Genomic DNA, 20,610 nt, shown 5'->3' with positions numbered 1-20,610 from the left:
CGTCCTCCGGATACGCAATGGCATCCTGGACCCTGGGGCGGAAAAAGGGAGGACTGCGCAATGTCGATGAGCACGGCACAGACGCCGGCCCGGCCCATGCGCGCCGATGCGCGCCGCAATTACGACCGGCTGCTGGGTGAGGCCCGTACCGCGTTCGCGGACCACGGCACGGACGCGTCCCTGGAGGACATCGCGCGACGTGCGGGCGTGGGGATCGGCACGCTGTACCGGCACTTCCCGAACCGGCACGCGCTGATGAGCGCCGTCTTCCAGGAGGCCCTGACGTCCCTGATCGACCGTTCCCGTGAACTCGCGGGGGCGAAGCAGCCGTGTGCGGGGCTGGTGGAGTGGCTGGGCGCGATCATCACCCATGCGGGTGAGTACCGCGGGCTCGCCCAGGCGCTCATGTCGACGTCACGGGACGAGACTTCGGCGCTGTCGCGGTGCAATGTGCCGCTGCGCGAGGCGGGTTCGGTGCTGCTGGCGCGGGCGCAGGCGAGCGGGGCCGTGCGGACGGATGTGTCCATCGACGACCTGATGCAGCTGACGAACGCGATCGCGCTGGCCGCGGAGCAGTCGCCGGACGACCCGGAGTTGGCGGGCCGGCTCCTGATGCTGACCTTGCAGGGGCTGAAGGGACCGAACGCGGAGGGGGGTTGACAAATCCACCCCCGACGATCGAGGAGCGGGGTCCGGGGCGGCGCCCCCGGTTACGGGAAGGGGGAGGGGCGGAGAGAAGAAACCCCCCGCGCCCCCTACCGCCGGCGCAGATCCGCCACCCTCGCCCGGTCCCCCGGCCCCTGCCCCTGCTCCGCCAGCGCCGCCGCGCTCCGCAGTTGCTGCGGCCCCGGCCCTCCGGGACCACCGCGCGTACGGCGCTGGCCGGGGAGCGGCATGTCTCGGCGGGGCTGACGGCCCGGCGGGAGGGCTTCCGCCGGGGCGGGGCCACTTCCCGCGCCGGCCACCGCGATCTGCACGCCCTGGTCCGCCAGGGCCTGGAGTTCGGTGGCGGCGCGGTCGTCGTGGCCGGGCGGTTCGTCCGTCACGAGGCGGGTGATCAGATCCGTCGGCACCGTCTGGAACATGGTGTCGGAGCCGAGCTTGGTGTGGTCCGCCAGGACCACCACCTCCGCCGCGGCCTGCACCAGGGCCCGGTCCACGCTCGCCGAAAGCATGTTGGACGTGGACAGGCCGCGTTCCGCGGTGAGCCCGCTCCCGGAGAGGAACGCACGTGAGACCCGCAGCCCTTGGAGCGACTGCTCGGCACCACTGCCCACGAGGGCGTAGTTGGAGCCGCGCAAGGTGCCGCCCGTCATCACCACTTCCACCCGGTTGGCATGGGCCAACGCCTGGGCGACCAGCAGTGAGTTGGTGACGACGGTCAGACCGGGGACCCGCGCGAGCCGGCGGGCCAGCTCCTGCGTGGTCGTACCGGCACCGACGACGATGGCCTCGCCCTCTTCGACAAGACCCGCGGCCAGGTCGGCGATGGCCGTCTTCTCCGCGGTGGCGAGATGGGATTTCTGCGGATAGCCGGACTCCCGCGTAAAACCGCCCGGCAAAACCGCACCGCCGTGCCGGCGGTCGAGGAGTCCTTCTGCCTCCAGCGCCCGCACGTCCCGCCGTACGGTCACTTCGGAGGTCTGGACGACGCGGGCGAGCTCACGGAGCGATACCGCCCCGTTGGCGCGCACCATTTCGAGGATCAACTGACGACGTTCTGCAGCGAACACGAAACTGACAGTAACGTGACACCAGAGCGTTTTCAGCAGTTTGCGCCGGATAACAGAAGTTGTGCATACAAGGGGCCGCCAAGTGGTATAAGCGGCCCGTTGTTGTTCCGTACTGATCGACCGACGGCCGCCCGACGCCCGCCCGGCGGTCGCCCCGCATCCGGACGACCGCCTGAGCTGCCGCGATGCGCCGCGGATCGCCGGGTTTCGCGACTGCGCCTACGCCTCGCCCGCGCTCTTCCGGGTGTGCAACTGACGGGCCACTTCCGCGATCGAACCCGACAGGGACGGGTACACCGTGAAGGCGTTTGCGATCTGTTCGACCGTCAGGTTGTTGTCGACCGCGATCGAGATCGGGTGGATGAGCTCGCTCGCCCGCGGCGCGACGACACAGCCGCCGACCACGATGCCGGTGCCGGGCCGGCAGAAGAGCTTGACGAAGCCGTCGCGGATGCCCTGCATCTTGGCGCGCGGGTTGCGCAGCAGCGGAAGCTTGACCACCCTGGCATCGATCTTGCCGCCGTCGACGTCGGCCTGGGTGTATCCGACGGTGGCGATCTCGGGGTCGGTGAAGACGTTCGAGGAGACCGTCTTCAGGTTCAGCGGTGCCACCGCGTCCCCGAGGAAGTGGTACATCGCGATCCGGCCCTGCATGGCGGCGACCGAGGCGAGGGCGAAGATCCCGGTGACGTCACCGGCCGCGTACACGCCGGGGGCGGTGGTGCGGGAGACCTTGTCGGTCCAGATGTGGCCGGACTCCTTGAGCCGGACCCCGGCCTCCTCCAGCCCCATGCCGGCGCTGTTCGGGATCGCGCCGACCGCCATCAGGCAGTGCGAACCGGAGATGACCCGGCCGTCGGCGAGGGTGACCTCGACCCGGTCGCCGACGCGCTTCGCCGCCTGGGCGCGGGAGCGGGCCATGACGTTCATGCCGCGGCGGCGGAAGACGTCCTCCAGCACGGCGGCGGCGTCCGGGTCCTCGCCCGGCAGCACCCGGTCGCGGGACGAGACGAGGGTGACGCGCGAACCGAGCGCCTGGTAGGCGCCCGCGAACTCGGCACCCGTCACACCGGAGCCGACCACGATGAGCTCCTCGGGGAGCTCGTCGAGGTCGTAGACCTGGGTCCAGTTCAGGATGCGCTCGCCGTCGGGGAGCGCGTCCGGAATCTCCCTCGGGTGGCCACCGGTCGCTATGAGTACGGCGTCGGCGGTGAGCGTCTCCTGCGTGCCGTCGGCGGCGGTCACGACGACCGTGCGGGAGCCGTCGGCGGCCTGGAGGCCGTCGAGGCGGCCGCGGCCGCGCATCACCCGGGCGCCGGCCCGGGTGACGGACGCGGTGATGTCGTGGGACTGGGCGAGTGCCAGGCGCTTCACCCGCCGGTTGACCTTGCCGAGGTCCACGCCGACGACCCGGGCCGCCTGCTCGTTGTGCGGCGTGTCGTCGGCGACGATGATGCCCAGCTCCTCGTACGAAGAGTCGAAGGTGGTCATCACCTCTGCCGTCGCGATCAGGGTCTTCGAGGGCACGCAGTCGGTGAGCACGGACGCGCCGCCGAGGCCGTCGCAGTCGACGACGGTCACCTCCGCGCCGAGCTGGGCGCCCACCAATGCCGCCTCGTACCCGCCGGGTCCGCCGCCGATGATCACGATCCGGGTCACGAAATGTCCGCCTCGCGTGTGTCATCCCGCGGCCGCCTGCTGCCCCGGCCGGGGGTCCGGGGGATCGCCCCGGGGAATGCAGTACGTACTTCATTGTCCCGCACGCGCCAAGGTGCTTCGCCCCGGGGCCCTCCATCCGTGCGCCGGGACGTCCGGTACGGGGCTCCGCGACGGGGCTCCCGGACGGCGACCGGCACCCCGTACGGGGTCTTCCTCACAGGAATCGACGTTCCGGCCACAGCCTCCCGTACCCTCGACCCCATGTCGCTCTACGCCGCGTACGCCGGCAACCTCGACGCGCGGCTGATGACGCGCCGCGCACCGCATTCCCCGCTGCGCGGCACCGGCTGGCTCAACGGCTGGCGGCTGACCTTCGGCGGGGAGCAGATGGGCTGGGAAGGCGCGCTCGCCACGGTGGTGGAGGCCCCCCGTTCCCAGGTTTTCGTGGCGCTGTACGACATCGCACCGATGGACGAGGACTCCATGGACCGGTGGGAGGGCGTCGGCCTCGACATCTACCGGCGGATGCGGGTACGGGTGCACACCCTGGACGGCGAGGAGCCGGCCTGGATGTATGTGCTGAACGGGTACGAGGGCGGGCTGCCGTCCGCCCGCTATCTGGGCGAGATCGCGGACGCCGCGGAGTCCGCGGGCGCGCCGCACGACTATGTGATGGAACTGCGCAAGCGCCCCTGCTGACCCGGCCGACCAGTGCTTTTGTGTGAATGTACGAGGAAGCGTGTGCAGACTCTACGCAAGGGCATCTACGCGCGTAGGGAATCACCGGTTACCCTCATCCGCGTGAACGCATCAGTTATTCCGGACAACATCCAGGGCGACCCGTACGCCGCCGCCGCCGACGCCGCCGCCCGCCTGCGCGAGCTGACCGGTGCCGAGACCCACGACGTCGCCCTTGTGATGGGGTCCGGCTGGGCTCCCGCGGGCGATGCGCTCGGCGCTCCGGAGGCCGAGTTCCCGGTGACCGACCTGCCCGGTTTCCCGGCGCCCGCCGTGCAGGGGCACGGCGGCACGATCCGCTCGTACCGGATCGGCGAGAAGCGTGCCCTGGTCTTCCTCGGCCGCACGCACTTCTACGAGGGCCGCGGCGTCGCCGCCGTCGCGCACGGCGTCCGTACCGCCGTCGCCGCGGGTTGCAGGACCGTCGTGCTGACGAACGGCTGCGGCGGTCTGCGCGAGGGCATGCGCCCCGGGCAGCCGGTCCTGATCAGCGACCACATCAACCTGACCGCGGCGTCCCCCATCGTCGGCGCCAACTTCGTCGACCTGACCGATCTGTACTCGCCGCGGCTGCGCGCGCTGTGCAAGGAGGTCGACGAGACCCTCGAAGAGGGTGTGTACGTGCAGTTCCCCGGCCCGCACTACGAGACGCCGGCCGAGATCAGCATGGTCCGTGTGATGGGCGGTGACCTGGTCGGCATGTCCACCGTGCTGGAGGCGATCGCCGCACGGGAGGCGGGGGCCGAGGTGCTCGGCATCTCGCTGGTCACGAACCTGGCGGCGGGACTGAGCGGGGAGCCGCTCAACCATGAAGAGGTGCTGCAGGCAGGGCGGGACTCCGCCACGCGGATGGGGGCGTTGCTGGCTCGGGTGCTTGAGCGGATCTGAGCCCCTTCCCGAACCGGGGCGCTGCCCCCGGGCCTCGCGCCTCAAACGCCGGCGAGGCTGAAGAGTAAGCCCCACCGGCGATTGAGGAGCGGGGTCCGGGGCAGCGCCCCCGTAACCCACCCATCCCGCAGAAAGGCGGACACCGTGCAGCAGGAGCTCATCGCGCAGGCCAGGACGTGGCTCGCGGAGGATCCCGACCCCGAGACCCGTGACGAGCTCGCCGCGCTCATCGACGCCGAGGACCTCGACGAGCTCGCCGCACGGTTCGCCGGCACCCTGCAGTTCGGCACGGCCGGGCTCCGCGGTGAGCTGGGGGCCGGGCCGATGCGGATGAACCGCGCCGTCGTGATCCGCGCCGCGGCCGGACTCGCCGCGTATCTGAAGGCACAGGGGCAGAGCGGCGGGCTCGTCGTCATCGGGTACGACGCCCGTTACAAGTCGGCCGACTTCGCCCGCGACACCGCGGCCGTGATGACCGGCGCGGGCCTGCGCGCTGCGGTGCTCCCCCGCCCGCTGCCCACGCCCGTGCTGGCGTACGCGATCCGGTACCTGGGCGCCGTAGCGGGCATCGAGGTGACGGCCAGTCACAACCCGCCGCGCGACAACGGGTACAAGGTCTACCTCGGCGACGGCTCGCAGATCGTCCCCCCGGCGGACGGCGAGATCGCCGCCGCGATCGCCGCGGTCGGCCCGCTCGACGGCGTGGCCCGCCCCGACGACGGCTGGGAGATCCTCGGCGACGAGGTCCTGGCCGCCTACCTGGCCCGTACGGACGCCGTGCTCGCCGCCGGATCGCCGCGCACCGCCCGGGTCGTGTACACCGCGATGCACGGCGTCGGTACGTCCGTGCTCACCGCCGCCTTCGACCGCGCCGGGTTCCCCGCCCCGGTGCTCGTCGCCGAACAGGCCGAGCCCGACCCGGCGTTCCCCACCGTCGCCTTCCCCAATCCGGAAGAGCCCGGCGCGATGGATCTCGCGTTCGCCACCGCACGCCGTAACGACTGCGACCTCGTCATCGCCAACGACCCGGACGCCGACCGGTGCGCCGTGGCCGTCCCGGACCCCGCCGCCGACGGCGGCTGGCGAATGCTGAGCGGCGACGAGGCCGGGGCGCTGCTCGCCGCCCATCTGGTGGACCGGGGCGCGACCGGTGTCTTCGCCGAGTCGATCGTGTCGTCCTCGCTGCTCGGCCGGATCGCCGAGAAGGCGGGCCTCGGCTACGAGGAGACGCTGACCGGCTTCAAGTGGATCGCCCGCGTGGACGGCCTGCGGTACGGGTACGAGGAGGCGCTCGGCTACTGCGTCGACCCGGACGGCGTACGCGACAAGGACGGCATCACGGCCGCGCTGCTCGTCGCCGAGCTCGCCTCCGTGCTCAAGGAGCGGGGGCGTACGCTCCTGGACCTCCTCGACGACATCGCGGTCGACCACGGACTGCACGCCACCGACCAGCTGTCGGTCCGGGTGGAGGACCTCTCGGTCATCGCGGACGCCATGCGCCGGCTGCGCGAGCAGCCCCCGACCGCGCTCGCCGGCCTCCCCGTCACCTCGGCCGAGGACCTCGCGCGGGGCACCGCGCAGCTGCCGCCCACCGACGGGCTGCGCTACCACCTTCAGGGCGCCCGCGTGATCGTCCGCCCGAGCGGCACCGAGCCGAAGCTCAAGGGCTACCTGGAGGTCGTGGTGCCGGTCGCTTCGGCGGACGAGCTGCCCGCGGCCCGTGCGCGGGGTGCGGAGCTGCTCGCCGGGATCAAGCGGGACCTGGCGGCGGCAGCCGGTATCTGACGCCCGCAACGATCGGCTTCACGTACGCATCACGTACGTGAAGCCGGTGTCCGGGCCCACGCAGGACTGGAGGGTCGGGTCGCCCCGGTGGAGGCCGTGGGCCGGGGTGCCGCGGCCGAGTAGGCACCGGCGGGTACGTCCGAGCCGGTTGCCACGCGGCCGGTGAGGACCGGTCGTGGCCGCGCCCGACAAGGGCTCTCGGTCAGTGCCTTCCGGCTCGGGTCAGGGCGTCCTCGGCCTGTGCGGCCAGGGTGGCGACGAGGTCGGCTGCGGGCGGGAGGTCGGTGATGAGGTCGACCGCCTCGCCGGCCCATACGGGCAGCGGGGGAACCTCGCCTCTGGGCTGCTCGCACCGCCCGCGGTGTCGTCCGGGCGGATACGGGAGAGTCCGGCCGTCCCGCGCACGCGAACCGCATGATCGCCCGGAACGGAGCGGGGGACGTCCGGGCGATCAGGCGGGCGCGGTGTGCTCACACGCTCCGTCGCTCATCGCCCCGGGCCGTCCCCCGCTCCGTTCCGGGTCCACCACGTCGGCTACTTGATGTTGAGCAGCTGCTCCAGCGGGTCGATGGCGAAGTAGACGAGGAAGAGCGCCGCGGTGCCCCAGAGCAGCCAGTGCACTTCGCGGGCCTTGCCCAGGCACGCCTTGATGACCACGTAGGCGAGGAAGCCGGCGCCGATGCCGTTGGTGATGGAGTAGGTGAACGGCATGACGGCGATGGTCAGGAAGGCGGGGATGGCGACTTCGTACCGGTCCCAGTCGATGTGCTTGACCTGGGTCATCATCAGGAACCCGACCGCGATGAGGGCGGGGGCCGCAGCCTGGAGGGGCACGATGGTGAGAACGGGGGTGAAGAAGAGGGCGAGGGCGAACAGGCCGCCGGTGATGAGGTTGGCGAAGCCGGTGCGTGCGCCTTCACCGACACCTGCGGCGGACTCGATGTACGTGGTGGCGGACGAGGCGGAGGCGGCGCCGCCGACGACGGCGGCCGCGCCGTCGATGAGCAGCACGCGGCCCAGACCGGGGACCTGGCCGCGCTCGTCGAGGAGTCCGGCTTCGGCGGTGACGCCGACGACGGTGCCCATCGTGTCGAAGAAGTCGGACAGGATGAGGGTGAAGACGAGCAGGACGACGGTCAGCACGCTGACCTGACCGAACGAGCCGAACAGATCGAAGTGGCCCAGGAGCCCGAAGTCGGGTGAGGCGACGGGTTTGTCGGGCAGCGAGGGCTCGGTCAGACCCCAGGACTTGACGTCGGCGATCCCGTTGATGACGACGGCGACGACGGTCATCACGACGATGCTGATGAGGATGGCGCCCTGCACCTTGCGGGCCAGGAGGACGACCGTCATCAGCACGCCGAGACAGAAGACGAGCATGGGCCAGCCGGCGAGGGTGCCTGTGCCGATCTGGACGGGCACGGTGGTGTTCGCGGCGTCCGGGATGCGGGTGACGAACCCGGAGTCCACGAAGCCGATGAAGGCGATGAACAGGCCGATGCCGACACTGATGGCCTGCTTGAGGGGTTGCGGAATGGCGTGCATGATCGCCTCGCGCAGACCGGTCATCACCAGTACGCAGATCAGCAGGCCTTCGAGCACGATGAGGCCCATCGCGTCGTCCCAGCCCATGAGAGGGGCGATCTGGAAGGCGGTGACGGCGTTGAGACCCAGGCCCGCGGCCAGGGCGAGCGGCAGGTTGCCGCCCACACCCATGATCACGGTCATCACGGCGGCCACCAGGGCCGTGGCGGTGGCCAGTTGGCCGGCGTCCAGCTGGTGGCCGAACTTGTCCTCGGTACTGCTGAGGATGATCGGGTTGAGTACGAGGATGTACGCCATCGTGAAGAAGGTGGCGAACCCGCCGCGTATCTCACGGCCGTACGTCGAGCCGCGTTCGCCGATGCGGAAGAACCGGTTGAGCGGGCCACCGGGTCTGATTGTCGGCGCTTCGGCCGGGCCTGTCGTGCTGGTGTGCATGACTGCGTCTCCTGGACCTGCAAGTGCGAGGGAAAACATGGCAGTGGCGCCGGAAGCGTGTTTCAGTCGGTTGTACGAACACACATACGGCGCCTTGCGAGCGGATCATACGCGGCAGAAACGCGATCTCAATCGCTTTGCGGAATCAGTTAGTTGACGTTCTCGCACCGCCCCTGTCGGTTCCTCCAAAATCACCGGCGACCTATCCAGCCAAACCGGGATGCGGGCGACAGCGGCCATGGAGTTCACCCCGGGTGACTCCTTACTCTCGGTCCGTGCATCCACCGCTCCCCTTCAACGCGCGCGCCGCCCGCATCCTGCGCGAGAAACTCGGGATGGCCCCCGGCCACGTCGCTTACGGCATGCGCGCCTCCTACGGCACGACCCACGTCACCCCCGACCACATCACCGCGTGGGAACGCGGCACCGCACTGCCCACCGCCGGCGAACTCACCGCCCTGGCCGGTGCCCTGTGGTGCAACCCCCGCGAACTCATGGGCGCTCCCCGCACCCTGCGTGAACACCGTCTCGCCCGCGGACTGGCCGTCGAGGACGTCGCCCGCGCCACCGGCCTCACCCTCGACGCCTACCACGAGATGGAAGAAACCGGCCGATGGACCGGCGACAAACGGCAGTCCGCCAAACTCGGCGCCCTCCTCAACCTCCCCCCACGCGACTTCATCGCCATCACCGGCCTCGAGGAAGAACTCGCCCGCCTCCTCACCGAAGCCGTCTCCACCCGCTGGCAGGCCCACATCCGCGCCATCGCCCGCCTCGTCTCCGCGGACCGCCGCGACCTGCAGGACCCCCTGCGCGACATGCACCACGAGTACCAGACCCTCATGGCCGCCACCCTCAGCCGAGCCGGCGGCACCACCGCCTCCGGCGAAAACGGGCGACGCTACATCGACGACATCGTCAACCACTTCTGGACCCGGCTCCCGGAGCACTAGCCGGGCCGCGTCCGCACGGCCGGCGCATCGAACGCGATTAGGTAGACTGGTCTACCTAATCGCGATGCCACCGGGAGGCAGACATGGCCGAGGCGAGCGCCACCGGGCAGCAGCCGGGAAAGCGGCGGCGAGCAGGGCCTGCGCGGGGACGGATTCTCGATGCCGCGGCGCGGCGGTTCTATGCCGACGGCGTGGCGGCGACAGGGATCGACACGATCACGGCCGAGGCGGGCGTGGCGAAGATGAGCCTCTACAACAACTTCGCCTCCAAGGCCGACCTCGTCCGCGCCTACCTCCAGGCCCGCCACGAGGAGTGGATCGGCCTCTACCAGCGGCGCCTGGCCGACGCGCAGAGCCCGCGGGAATCCGTACTGGCCGTCTTCGACGCCTACGCCGACCATGCCGATCTCGCCTACGAGCACGGCTTCCGCGGCTGCGGGCTGCTCAACGCGGCCGCCGAACTGCCGGCCGGGCACGAGGGCCGGGCGGTGGTGCGCCGCCACAAGGAAGAGGTCGAGAGCCTGCTCGCGGCCCACCTCCAAGAGCTGCTGCCCGGCCAGGACGAGCGGGCCCGGGCCACGGCGGAACACCTGGCGTTCCTGCTCGAAGGGGCCATCGTGCGCGCGGGCCTCGAAGGCGACGGCGCACGCATGCGGAGCGCCCGCGCCATGGCGGCGCGCCTGGTGGACGGCCTGTGACGCGGCCTGCCGGGCGCGCCGCCGGACCGGGGGCGGGCGCGCTCGCCGTACTGCTGGCCTCGGTGCTCTGGGGCACCACGGGCACCGCGGCGACCTTCGCGCCGCGGGTGGGGCCGCTGGCGATCGGCGCGGCGGCGATGGGCCTGGGAGGCCTGTTGCAGGCGCTAATGGCCGGGCGTCGCATCGCGCGGGTCCGTACGGAGCTGAGGGCGCAGTGGCGGACCGTGCTCATCGGGGGAACGGGCGTGGCCCTGTATCCGCTGGCGTTCTACACCTCGATGCATCTGGCCGGTGTCGCGGTGGGAACGGTCGTCTCCATCGGTTCGGCCCCACTGTCATCCGCCCTGATCGAGCGGATCGTCGACCGGCGACGTCTGTCCCGGCGGTGGATGGCCGGTGCCGCCCTGGGCCTGGCCGGCACCGTACTGCTGTGTGCGGCGGAGGCGGCACAGGCCGGTTCCGCGACCGGTACGGGCTCTGCCGGGCAGACCGTCACCGGCGTGGGTCTCGGGCTGGTCGCGGGCGCGACGTACGCCGTGTACGCGTGGGCGGCACACCGCCTCATCACCCGCGGCATCGCGTCGCGCGCGGCCATGGGAGCGGTGTTCGGGCTGGGCGGGCTGATGCTCGTGCCGGTGCTGCTGGCCACCGGCGCACCGCTGCTCGCCTCCTGGACGAACGCGGGCGTCGGCCTCTACATGGCGCTGGTACCGATGTTCACCGGGTACGTCCTGTTCGGCTTCGGCCTGTCCCGCATCCCGGTCAGTACCGCGACCACCCTGTCCCTGCTGGAGCCCGCCGTAGCGGCCGTGTTCGCGGTCCTGGTCGTGGGCGAACACCTGCCCGCCCTCGGCTGGACCGGGGTCGTCCTCGTCATCGCCTGCCTCGGTGTGCTGACCGTTCCCTCCCGGCGTCGGCGTCTTCCCACCGTGTCGCAGGAAGCCCGGACCGCGCCCGGTGGACCCGGCGCCGCGGCCGGTGGACACCGAATGCGCACGCCACGGCACGGTGGATCGGGTCCGATCGAACGGGCGCGGTGATTTCGAGGCCGTCGCCCGAATCCGGAAGCCGCGGACCTCCGGCGACGGCAGCGTGCGCACGCCGGCGTCCGATCGTCGTACGCGCGTACTCCGGCCCGCCTCAGCCGGTCGCGAGCAGCACCACCAGCAGCACCACGCCCACCACCGCCGGGGCGATCAACTCGTACGCCCAGCGCACCGAGACCGAGGATTCCGAGGGCGCCGAAGGCTGTGCGGCCGCACTCGCACCCGCCCTCGTCTTCGCCCGCTCCATCAGCTCGCGGAGGTCCGCCATGGTCTGGTCGGCCGTCGCCATGCGGGACCTGCTGTCGCGGACATCGGCGTGCACGGACGTCCGGCCGTACGGGTCGTCCGCCGACTGCCGGGCCTGGTGCCGGGCGGCCTTCTTCCGCTGCCGCAGCGACACCGGTACCGCCCACATCTGATACTTGGCGCCGTCCTCGGTGAGCAGCTCGCTCGAATATCCGGCCCGCAGATCCGCGGCCTCGGTCCACGGCACGGTGATCGTCCGGAACGGGTTACAAATCCGGATGCGCCGGTCGTTGGCGTACACGACGGGCCGCAGCGTGAACGCGGCGACCAGCGGCACCACGGTCAGCAGCCCGGCCAGCGCCAGCCACGGCACCCGGCCGCCGCCGCGGACCACGGCGTCCCCGCCGAGCCAGCCGATGAGGAGAAGCAGCAGGACACCCCCGACGATCCCGGCGGGCGACCGGAAGGCCCGGTCGGCGTAGGTCGGCTCGGCGGGTGGTGTGGGACTCGTCATGGGCCCGATTCTGCCTGACGCACGCAAGGGGCGCCGGGGCGGCCGCCCCGGTACTGCGCGACGCTCGGAGGACCCGCCCCCCTGTACAGGTCGCTACGCGCGTAGATATGCTCATCTGGTGACCATGCCCACCACAGCTCCCGCATTCTCCGACGCGACCGCGTCCGACAGTGCGCTGCGCCGCTTCCTGCACGGGCTGCCCGGCGTCGACGCCGTCGGCCTCGAAGCGCGCGCCGCGTCCCTCGGAACCCGTTCGATCAAGACGACGGCCAAGGCGTACGCGATCGACCTGGCCATCTCGATGATCGACCTGACGACGCTGGAAGGCGCGGACACCCCGGGCAAGGTCCGGGCCCTCGCCACCAAGGCCGTCCATCCCGACCCGACCGACCGCACGACCCCGCACACCGCCGCGGTCTGCGTCTACCCCGACATGGCGGCGACCGCCGTCGCCGCGCTGGCCGGTTCCGGCGTGAAGGTGGCGTCCGTGGCGACGGCCTTCCCGGCCGGCCGCGCCGCACTCGACGTCAAGCTCGCGGATGTCCGCGACGCCGTGGCCGCCGGGGCCGACGAGATCGACATGGTGATCGACCGGGGCGCCTTCCTCTCCGGCCGCTACCTCAAGGTGTACGAGGAGATCCTGGCCGTGAAGGCCGAGTGCGCGCGGGCGGACGGCACCGACGCCCGGCTGAAGGTGATCTTCGAGACCGGCGAACTCTCCACGTACGACAACATCCGCCGCGCCTCCTGGCTCGGCATGCTGGCGGGCGCGGACTTCATCAAGACGTCGACCGGCAAGGTCGGGACGAACGCCACCCCGGCGAACACCCTGCTGATGCTGGAGGCCGTGCGCGACTTCCGGGCGCAGACCGGCGTACAGATCGGTGTGAAGCCGGCCGGCGGCATCCGCACCTCCAAGGACGCGATCAAGTTCCTGGTGCTGGTGAACGAGACCGCGGGCGAGGACTGGCTGGACAACCACTGGTTCCGCTTCGGCGCCTCCAGCCTGCTGAACGATCTGCTGATGCAGCGCCAGAAGCTCAGCACCGGCCGTTACTCCGGCCCCGATTACGTGACGGTGGACTGATCCCCATGGCATCTGCATTCGAGTACGCACCCGCGCCCGAGTCGCGCGCGGTCGTCGACATCGCGCCCTCGTACGGCCTGTTCATCGACGGTGAGTTCACCGACGCGGCCGACGGCAAGGTCTTCAAGACGGTCTCGCCGAGCACCGAGGAGGTGCTCTCCGAGGTCGCGCAGGCCGGTGCCGCGGACGTCGACCGGGCCGTGCAGGCGGCCCGCAAGGCGTTCGAGAAGTGGTCGGCGCTGCCCGGCTCCGAGCGTGCCAAGTACCTCTTCCGGATCGCCCGGATCATCCAGGAGCGCAGCCGCGAGCTTGCCGTTCTCGAAACCCTCGACAACGGCAAGCCGATCAAGGAGACCCGCGACGCGGACCTCCCCCTGGTCGCGGCGCACTTCTTCTACTACGCGGGCTGGGCCGACAAGCTGGACCACGCCGGTTACGGCGCGAACCCGCGCCCCCTCGGCGTGGCGGGCCAGATCATCCCGTGGAACTTCCCGCTCCTCATGCTCGCGTGGAAGATCGCCCCGGCGCTCGCCACCGGCAACACGGTGGTCCTCAAGCCCGCCGAGACGACCCCGCTCTCCGCACTGTTCTTCGCGGACATCTGCCGCCAGGCGGGTCTGCCCAAGGGTGTCGTGAACATCCTCACCGGGTACGGGGACGCGGGCGCGGCGCTCGTCGCGCACGAGGGTGTCGACAAGATCGCCTTCACCGGTTCGACCGCGGTCGGCAAGGCCATCGCCCGCCAGGTCGCCGGTACGGACAAGAAGGTCACCCTGGAACTGGGCGGCAAGGGCGCCAACATCGTCTTCGACGACGCCCCGATCGACCAGGCCGTCGAGGGCATCGTCACCGGCATCTTCTTCAACCAGGGCCAGGTCTGCTGCGCGGGCTCGCGCCTGCTCGTACAGGAGTCGATCCAGGACGAGCTGCTGGACGCCCTGAAGCGCCGGCTGTCCACGCTCCGGCTCGGTGACCCGCTCGACAAGAACACCGACATCGGCGCGATCAACTCCGCGGAGCAGCTCGCCCGGATCACCGCGCTCGCCGAGACCGGCGAGGCGGAGGGCGCCGCACGCTGGTCCGCCCCCTGCGAACTCCCCTCCTCCGGCTACTGGTTCGCCCCGACGCTGTTCACGAACGTCACCCAGGCGCACACCATCGCCCGCGACGAGATCTTCGGCCCGGTGCTGTCCGTGCTGTCGTTCCGTACACCCGACGAGGCGGTCGCCAAGGCCAACAACAGCCAGTACGGCCTCTCGGCCGGCATCTGGACGGAGAAGGGCTCCCGCATCCTCGCGGTGGCGAACAAGCTCCGGGCGGGCGTCGTCTGGGCCAACACGTTCAACAAGTTCGACCCGACCTCGCCCTTCGGCGGCTACAAGGAGTCGGGCTTCGGCCGCGAAGGCGGCCGTCACGGCCTGGAGGCGTACCTCGATGTCCGATAACCGTCTGAGCGTCTTCAAGACCTACAAGCTGTACGTCGGGGGCAAGTTCCCCCGCTCCGAGAGCGGCCGGGTGTACGAGGTGACGGACTCCAAGGGCAAGTGGCTGGCGAACGCCCCCCGGTCCTCCCGCAAGGACGCGCGGGACGCGGTCGTGGCCGCGCGCAAGGCGTTCGGCGGCTGGTCGGGCGCCACGGCGTACAACCGCGGCCAGATCCTCTACCGCGTCGCGGAGATGCTGGAGGGCCGCAAGGACCAGTTCGTCCGGGAAGTGGCCGACGCGGAGGGCCTGTCCAAGTCCAAGGCCGCGGCCCTGGTGGACGCGGCGATCGACCGCTGGGTCTGGTACGCGGGCTGGACCGACAAGATCGGCCAGGTCGTGGGCGGGGCGAACCCGGTCGCGGGCCCGTTCTTCAACCTGTCCACGCCCGAACCGACCGGTGTGGTCGCGGTCCTGGCGCCCCAGGAGTCGTCGTTCCTGGGCCTGGTCTCGGTGATCGCCCCGGTGATCGCGACCGGCAACACGGCGGTCGTCATCGCTTCGGCGGACGCCCCGCTGCCGGCCCTGTCCCTGGGCGAGGTACTGGCCACCTCCGACCTGCCGGGCGGCGTGGTGAACATCCTGTCCGGGAGGACGGCGGAGATCGCGGCACCGCTCGCGTCCCACCAGGACGTGAACGCCATCGACCTCACGGGGGCGGACGCCGCGCTCGCGAAGGAACTGGAGATCGCGGCGGCGGACAACCTGAAGCGGGTACGCCGCGGCGACGACGACTTCGACTGGTCGGCCGATCCGGGCACCCACCGCCTGACGGCCTTTCTGGAGACGAAGACGGTCTGGCACCCGACGGGCGCGCTCGGCACCTCGGGGTCCTCGTACTGACGCCCCGTACCGGCTCCTCGCACGTACGCGCGCGAGGGCCGGCCGGGCCCGCCCGCGCGAACGCGGCCCGCTTCTCCGGATTTCCCGGAGGAGCGGGCCGCGTCCGCGTCCGTCTCAGCCGTGCGGCAGTTGTGTGACCTGCCCCGCCACCGGCAGGTCCTTCAGCGCGCCGCCGCTGGTCACCGGGTCGGTGACGGTGGCCGTGGAGAGCGGCTTGAAGTCGGCGATCTGCGTCTCCACCGTGTTGTTCAGCGGGTCCGTGCCCGTACCGGCCAGCGGGTCGAGCCGCAGATGCGTCACCGGTGCGATGCCGTTGTGGAGCGAGTGCCCGAGCGCCCCGGTGTCGGCGCCCGTGGCCGGTACGAGGGGCAGCGGCGCCGCCTGGGCCGCCACACCTCCCGCGCCGAGTGCGGCGCCCGCCGCGGTGACGGTCAGACCTGCCCGCAGCAGAGCGCGGCGCCGGGACCTGGAAAGTGCGTGACGTGCCATGGAGTTCCCACCTGATCGAGCCGATCGAGTAACCATTTGAGTGCGTAGCGTAGTTGAGGTGTGATGCTCGATACCAACCCGGCCTCCGGGGGGTCCCCTGCGCGGGTCAATGCCTCACAATCGTGTCCTGTGAATTCCCAACCGCTCCTGACCCGCGTCGTGCTGCTCGCGGGCCCCTCCGGCTCCGGCAAGTCCTCCCTCGCCGCCCGCACCGATCTGCCGGTGCTGCGCCTGGACGACTTCTACAAGGACGGTGACGACCCCACGCTGCCGCTCGTCCCCGGAAGCACGGACATCGACTGGGACTCCGCACAGTCCTGGGACGCCGATGCGGCCGTCGCCGCGGTCACGGAGCTGTGCCGCACGGGGCGGACGAGCGTCCCGGTGTACGACATCGCCACGAGCTCCCGCGTCGACCACGAGGCCCTCCACATCGACCGCACACCACTGTTCGTGGCCGAGGGGATCTTCGCGGCGGACATCGTCGAACGGTGCCAGGAACTGGGCGTGCTCGCGGACGCGCTGTGCCTGCGCGGCCGTCCGACGACGACCTTCCGCCGTCGGCTGTTGCGGGATCTGCGGGAGGGCCGCAAGTCGGTGCCGTTCCTGCTGCGGCGGGGGTGGCGGCTGATGCGCGCGGAGCGGCGGATCGTGGCACGGCAGGCGGCACTGGGCGCGCACCCGTGCGGCAAGGAGGAGGCCCTGGGCCGGCTGGCCGCCGCGGCGGCGGGACGCTGCCGCCGGGCACCGGTGGGGGCGCCGGTTCCGGAGTAGGGACAGGCTCGCGAGGGTGAGCCGACGCGACTCGCGGCCTGGGCGCATTACTACGTGGACTCACTACGGCCTGGGTCCGGTGAGCATCGTGTGTACGGGCCCCGGTGCGGCTCGGCCCAGGTTCATCAGGGCCTCACGGTCGGCCGCCCTCTGCCCGCGTTCGATCCGTCCTGGCCCCGGCGACACCAGGGCCAGGATGAGTTACCGAAGGCGCGGACGGTCCCGGCGCTCCGGCACGGGGGCCGCGCGGTCCTCGGTGGCGGGAGAAGAGGCGGCCATCCCCTCACCTCGCCGCCGTGCCGCAGCCGAAGGTCTCGGCCGCGGACTTCACGAACGACTCGAAGTAGGCGTCCCGCCGCGGAAGATCCGGGTGACGCTTACGTGCCTCCAAGTACTGCGACCTTGGATCAGCCGCCAAATAGAGAGGTCCTTGGGCACAGGCCAGAACAATCGTTTGCGCATTGACGACCTCGGCTTCCCGGCCGTCCGGTGCCTCCCCCTTGCTCGTGCCCGGCGACTTCCTCACCGCGGCAATCAACAGCGGATCCCGGGAAGCCGTGTACTTCACAAAGCCGTCGTCACGGACGAAGCCAGATGAGTCGTCGTCCAGGAACAACGTGCACGACCACAGATCAGCGGGCGCCGTCTGGCCCGCTTCAAGCACCTCGGTACCAGTCGGCACCTGCCCCCGGACGGAGAAACCGTCAAGACCGCACACCCGCCCTTCGGAAACCGGGCGGGCCGCCTCGGAGCGCGGCGGCAGGAGCGTTCCGGGTTCCTCGGGGATTTCGCCGCACGCCGCCCGGGCCGCGACGGCACGTGCGGCATCGGTGACCAGCGCGGCGAAGGCCGTGGTGTCGGAGATCGGTTCGCTGGAGCCGGCTCTGACGATCACCGGCTGGGTCGTCCAACACTTCTCGGGCAGCAGGACCCACCCCTCGTACCTGTCGACTCCGCCGGTCACCTTTCCGGAGAAGAACGACTCCTCCGGCACGTAAGGCCACGCTTCGTCCGCCAAGGGGGCGTCACCATGTTCCTCCCAGACCCGGAGGGTCAAGGTGCCCTTTCCGGAGCCGAGCACGACGGACGACTTCTCGACCTTGCACACCGTGTCTGACAGGTCGTCGGCAAGACCGTCTCCCTCGGCATCGAGACGACCGGACCCCGGCAGGACCACATCCGCCTTCGCCATGGAGACCAGCCCCCCGCAAAGCCGGTCGTCCGTCAACACATTGGTGTTGCGATAGGCATGCAGCAGCCCCGCAACCACAATGACCAGGACGGCCACGACAGCCCAGACCTTCCTTACCGGCCTGGGACGGCCCGCTGCTGTGCTCACTTACTCACTTCCTAGTTCGCAGGGCCGAGTACGCTTCCTCACGGCCGGTGATGTAACTCTGCCTCGCCTCGCCCACGGCGTTCCGGACGGCTGGGCTCTGGTCCGAGGCCTCCCGGGTGGCAGCCCAAGACTCGATGAGGTTGTTCGTGCCGTAGATGCCTTTCGCCGTCTCCCTGCTGACGTCGCCAAGCGCGACCAGATCCGCCTCGGCCATGACGCCCTTGGACCACTCGTACGTGGCAGCGTCCACAGCACGTTGGGCAACGTCGCCGACAACGGGGATCGTGTTGGCCAGCCCCCCCACGATGTGATACCCGTAGCGTGCCTGGTCGTTGATCTTCCCGATCTCGGCGTCACGGACGTCGAGCACCATGTCCGTGCCGATGGCGTTCATACCGCCGAATGCCTCACCCACGTCGCGCGACCTGACGTCCCAGTCGGTCACGTTCTCTGTCAGGCTGCTCTCGGGTACGTGCCGACCGGTGTCCAGGTAGTCCACTGCATAGCGACGCTGCCCCTCATACAGGGCGTCGAAGACCCGTACGGGGTCCCCCTCTGCATCCGTGCCGATCACACCGTCGGACACACCGCGCATCACCCGCAGCAGACTGTCCTTGCTGTTCGTGATGGAGGCGCTGTCGCCCGATCCGGCGACGTGGTCCTGGCCGACCGGACTGCCCGGCGCGTAGCCGCCCAGAATGGCGTGCGTGTCCGCCGTGTAGTCGTTCAGCGCGCGGCCGAGAGGCACCTTGAGACCCTCCGGAACGGTGTCGCCTCTGGCTCCCTCGTCCAGCACCGCGATGACCGCCTGCATGACTCGGGCCTGGCTCTCGCTGTGGGGTCCGGGCTTGCCCAGAGGCGTGCCGGGCTCCTGCCCCGTCGTTCCGGCCTCCAGCGCGGCCCCCAGGCCGTGCCGGCTGAGGGGGTCCTCCTGCGTGATCACCGTGGGGCCGGCCGCGATGGTCGTCTGCGGCCACTCCCGCGCCCCGTCGCCGCTGCCCACCAGGTAGTCCAGATGCGACTGCCCCTTGTCCAGCTCCGGGTCGAAGAAGGCGGTGGCCGCGTCGGGGTTCTTGCTCATCACGCCGAGAAGGCTGTCGAGCGCGTCGGCCCGGCCCTCGGTGTGGTTGCCGCCCCACTGCGCGAACATGGCGGTGTTCTTCTTCTCGGCGGCGATCATGTCGTCGCCGAGCTGGTTCAGGAACTGGTCGTCGAACGGCACGTCGGCGTGCGTCATCATCTCGACAAACGGGCGGTATCCGTACAGCGGGTTGGTGTTCGAGTCGTAGTTCTTGGCCCCGGCCTTCTTGAGCCCTTCCGTGAACTGCCGGTAGAACGCGCCGTCGCCGCTGTTCAGCCAGGTCTGGAACTTCGCGGAGCCCGGTGCCGCCTCCGCCATCGAACCGGGGACGTGGGTGGCCGTCGCGACCGTGTTGGCCAGTCCGCCCAGCAGCTTCGTGTACTGGGTGTCGGAGGATCCCGCGTGCTGCTCGCGGTCGGACAGGACGTCGCTCAGCCTGACGGTGCCTTCGGGGCCCAGCTTGCCCAGGAAGGACTGGGCAAAGGTCTTGTCGTCGGCGTTGTCCCGCACCGACCGGGCCAGCTCCTCGAGGTCGGCGTCGGAGACCTTCTTGCCGTCGATCAGGCGCTCCGCGATCTCCTCGGAGTTGCGTGCCTCGTACTCCTCGATGTCGCCGAGGGGCTTGCCGTTGAAACCGTGCATCGTGCCGTCCAGGATGTCGCTGTCCTGCACGACCGCCTTCAGCGCGATCTCCACCCCGGTGTCCGCGTCCGTCATCGCCGCGACCAGGCGGTCGATCTGCTGCTGCCACGAGCTGACCGCCTCACGTGCCGACTTCTGGTAGTCCGGGTCGTGGTGATACGTGTTCCGCGCGCCTTCGCTCAGTCTCGCCGTGTCGAAGGTGACCCTGCCGGTGTCCGAGACCGCCATCCCGGCCTCCACGGCACCGTCCTTCGCCCCCTGCAACTTGCCCTTCAGATCCGTGAACTGGGAGTGCGCGTCCCGTAGCAGCGAGGCGATCGCCTTCGCCTCGGCCTGGGCGGCCTTGTACTCGTTGAGCGTGACGCCGAACATCACGTTGGCGGCGGTGGAGCTCAGGCCGAGCCAGGTCTGCCCCATGGTGATGCCGTGGACGTCCCTGTCGTACTGTTCCTCGCGCTTGTGGAACTCACCCGCCATGTCCGTCCACTTGCCTGCGGCAGTGGTCAGACAAGCCAGGTCCGTGCTCATGATCTCGTGGTAGGTGGGCATGCCCTTATCCCCGTTGTCCGGTATGCCTGATGATGTTGCATGCATGGAGACGGCCCTGCGTCAGCGCGCGTGTGGACTGCGGCT

18 protein-coding genes are annotated in these 20,610 nt (G+C 70.6%); 11 read left to right on the top strand and 7 right to left on the bottom strand.

The window, feature by feature from the left end:
• Positions 1 to 60 precede the first annotated feature (60 nt).
• Positions 61 to 660 carry a TetR/AcrR family transcriptional regulator gene (locus tag ACFVV1_RS00660; RefSeq protein WP_389982359.1) on the top strand — a complete coding sequence of 200 codons (600 nt, stop codon included), beginning with the start codon at positions 61 to 63 and terminating at the stop codon, positions 658 to 660.
• A gap of 95 nt (positions 661 to 755) precedes the next feature.
• Here ACFVV1_RS00660 and ACFVV1_RS00655 read toward each other — a convergent pair whose 3' ends face one another.
• Complete coding sequence (locus tag ACFVV1_RS00655) at positions 756 to 1,733, bottom strand: DeoR/GlpR family DNA-binding transcription regulator (RefSeq protein ID WP_389982356.1); 978 nt, start codon at positions 1,731 to 1,733, stop codon at positions 756 to 758.
• A gap of 219 nt (positions 1,734 to 1,952) precedes the next feature.
• Positions 1,953 to 3,392, bottom strand: coding sequence for an NAD(P)H-quinone dehydrogenase (locus tag ACFVV1_RS00650; protein WP_389982353.1), 1,440 nt, complete (start codon positions 3,390 to 3,392; stop codon positions 1,953 to 1,955).
• Positions 3,393 to 3,653: 261 nt separating this feature from the next.
• On the opposite strand from ACFVV1_RS00650, the gene ACFVV1_RS00645 reads away from it, so the two are divergent.
• The 3 genes from ACFVV1_RS00645 (at position 3,654) to ACFVV1_RS00635 (ending at position 6,803) form a co-directional block, all read left to right on the top strand.
• Complete coding sequence (locus tag ACFVV1_RS00645) at positions 3,654 to 4,091, top strand: gamma-glutamylcyclotransferase (RefSeq protein WP_351082125.1); 438 nt, start codon at positions 3,654 to 3,656, stop codon at positions 4,089 to 4,091.
• A gap of 102 nt (positions 4,092 to 4,193) precedes the next feature.
• On the top strand, positions 4,194 to 5,018 hold the full coding sequence (locus tag ACFVV1_RS00640) for a purine-nucleoside phosphorylase (protein ID WP_389982350.1): 825 nt from the start codon (positions 4,194 to 4,196) through the stop codon (positions 5,016 to 5,018).
• A 144-nt stretch (positions 5,019 to 5,162) separates the two neighbouring features.
• Positions 5,163 to 6,803 carry a phospho-sugar mutase gene (locus ACFVV1_RS00635; protein ID WP_389982347.1) on the top strand — a complete coding sequence of 547 codons (1,641 nt, stop codon included), beginning with the start codon at positions 5,163 to 5,165 and terminating at the stop codon, positions 6,801 to 6,803.
• Positions 6,804 to 7,337: 534 nt separating this feature from the next.
• Here ACFVV1_RS00635 and ACFVV1_RS00630 read toward each other — a convergent pair.
• Complete coding sequence (locus ACFVV1_RS00630; protein ID WP_389982344.1) at positions 7,338 to 8,783, bottom strand: NCS2 family permease; 1,446 nt, start codon at positions 8,781 to 8,783, stop codon at positions 7,338 to 7,340.
• Positions 8,784 to 9,058: 275 nt separating this feature from the next.
• On the opposite strand from ACFVV1_RS00630, the gene ACFVV1_RS00625 reads away from it, so the two are divergent.
• The 3 genes from ACFVV1_RS00625 to ACFVV1_RS00615 all read left to right on the top strand — a co-directional run bounded on the left by ACFVV1_RS00625 (position 9,059) and on the right by ACFVV1_RS00615 (position 11,474).
• Positions 9,059 to 9,736: a helix-turn-helix domain-containing protein gene (locus ACFVV1_RS00625; RefSeq protein WP_389982341.1), complete on the top strand. Its 678-nt coding sequence runs from the start codon at positions 9,059 to 9,061 to the stop codon at positions 9,734 to 9,736.
• A gap of 83 nt (positions 9,737 to 9,819) precedes the next feature.
• Positions 9,820 to 10,434: a TetR/AcrR family transcriptional regulator gene (locus ACFVV1_RS00620; protein WP_389982338.1), complete on the top strand. Its 615-nt coding sequence runs from the start codon at positions 9,820 to 9,822 to the stop codon at positions 10,432 to 10,434.
• On the top strand, positions 10,431 to 11,474 hold the full coding sequence (locus tag ACFVV1_RS00615; RefSeq protein ID WP_389982335.1) for a DMT family transporter: 1,044 nt from the start codon (positions 10,431 to 10,433) through the stop codon (positions 11,472 to 11,474). The genes ACFVV1_RS00620 and ACFVV1_RS00615 overlap by 4 nt, the downstream gene beginning before the upstream one ends.
• 100 nt (positions 11,475 to 11,574) lie before the next feature.
• Here the strand turns inward: ACFVV1_RS00615 and ACFVV1_RS00610 are convergent, their stop codons facing one another.
• On the bottom strand, positions 11,575 to 12,240 hold the full coding sequence (locus tag ACFVV1_RS00610; RefSeq protein ID WP_389982332.1) for a PH domain-containing protein: 666 nt from the start codon (positions 12,238 to 12,240) through the stop codon (positions 11,575 to 11,577).
• A 124-nt stretch (positions 12,241 to 12,364) separates the two neighbouring features.
• Between ACFVV1_RS00610 and deoC the strand changes: the two genes are divergently transcribed.
• The 3 genes from deoC to ACFVV1_RS00595 are packed head-to-tail and all read left to right on the top strand — an operon-like array spanning position 12,365 to position 15,652.
• On the top strand, positions 12,365 to 13,327 hold the full coding sequence (gene deoC, locus ACFVV1_RS00605) for a deoxyribose-phosphate aldolase (RefSeq protein WP_389983855.1): 963 nt from the start codon (positions 12,365 to 12,367) through the stop codon (positions 13,325 to 13,327).
• A gap of 5 nt (positions 13,328 to 13,332) precedes the next feature.
• The gene (locus ACFVV1_RS00600) at positions 13,333 to 14,772 is read left to right on the top strand and encodes an aldehyde dehydrogenase family protein (RefSeq protein ID WP_389982329.1); all 1,440 of its coding nucleotides are present in this window, start codon (positions 13,333 to 13,335) and stop codon (positions 14,770 to 14,772) included.
• Positions 14,762 to 15,652, top strand: a complete 891-nt coding sequence (locus ACFVV1_RS00595) for an aldehyde dehydrogenase family protein (RefSeq protein ID WP_389982326.1) — start codon at positions 14,762 to 14,764, stop codon at positions 15,650 to 15,652. The genes ACFVV1_RS00600 and ACFVV1_RS00595 overlap by 11 nt, the downstream gene beginning before the upstream one ends.
• A gap of 114 nt (positions 15,653 to 15,766) precedes the next feature.
• Here the strand turns inward: ACFVV1_RS00595 and ACFVV1_RS00590 are convergent, their stop codons facing one another.
• Positions 15,767 to 16,141 (bottom strand): hypothetical protein, encoded by a 375-nt coding sequence (locus tag ACFVV1_RS00590; protein ID WP_389982323.1) that lies wholly within the window; start codon positions 16,139 to 16,141, stop codon positions 15,767 to 15,769.
• A 63-nt stretch (positions 16,142 to 16,204) separates the two neighbouring features.
• On the opposite strand from ACFVV1_RS00590, the gene ACFVV1_RS00585 reads away from it, so the two are divergent.
• Positions 16,205 to 16,915 carry a uridine kinase gene (locus ACFVV1_RS00585; protein ID WP_389982320.1) on the top strand — a complete coding sequence of 237 codons (711 nt, stop codon included), beginning with the start codon at positions 16,205 to 16,207 and terminating at the stop codon, positions 16,913 to 16,915.
• 283 nt (positions 16,916 to 17,198) lie between these two features.
• Here the strand turns inward: ACFVV1_RS00585 and ACFVV1_RS00580 are convergent, their stop codons facing one another.
• Both ACFVV1_RS00580 and ACFVV1_RS00575 read right to left on the bottom strand, forming a co-directional pair.
• A complete protein-coding gene (locus tag ACFVV1_RS00580; RefSeq protein WP_389982317.1) occupies positions 17,199 to 18,203 on the bottom strand; it encodes a hypothetical protein in 1,005 nt (334 codons plus the stop codon).
• Positions 18,204 to 18,258: 55 nt separating this feature from the next.
• Complete coding sequence (locus tag ACFVV1_RS00575) at positions 18,259 to 20,526, bottom strand: hypothetical protein (protein ID WP_389982314.1); 2,268 nt, start codon at positions 20,524 to 20,526, stop codon at positions 18,259 to 18,261.
• Positions 20,527 to 20,610: the final 84 nt, after the last annotated feature.

The organism is Streptomyces sp. NPDC058092, from assembly GCF_042884935.1.
In the GTDB taxonomy this organism is placed as follows: domain Bacteria; phylum Actinomycetota; class Actinomycetes; order Streptomycetales; family Streptomycetaceae; genus Streptomyces.
Note: the sequence above shows the minus strand (reverse complement) of the source record. Positions and strands in the feature narration are given on the sequence as shown.